1 protein-coding gene is annotated in these 264 nt (G+C 34.1%); it reads left to right on the forward strand.

Annotation, left to right across the window (positions count from 1 at the left end):
- Positions 1 to 264, forward strand: a 264-nt coding sequence (locus ACSVH2_RS14145; RefSeq protein ID WP_438093825.1) for a hypothetical protein, incomplete at both ends; no start/stop codon positions are given.

A 264-nucleotide genomic window follows, 5' to 3' on the forward strand; every position in this document is an offset into this window, starting at 1 on the left:
TTCAAGTCCAGTTGTTATTAATAATCCAAATATAGTTTTGTCTAATTCTTGTGATTACACCAATCAAGCAGCTTTAGATACTGCATTTTCAAATTGGTTAGCGAGTTTTTCAGTTACAGGAGGTTGTAATCCAATAGGTACTATCCAAGGAAATCCTTTAGCACCAAACTTATGTCAAGGTGGAGTTGTATGTGTTACTTATGATGTTCATGATACATGCTATCAGGGATCTGTAACTTCTAAATTCACTGTTCTTCCAAGAAT

This window comes from Flavobacterium sp. RSB2_4_14 (assembly GCF_051547085.1).
In the GTDB taxonomy this organism is placed as follows: domain Bacteria; phylum Bacteroidota; class Bacteroidia; order Flavobacteriales; family Flavobacteriaceae; genus Flavobacterium.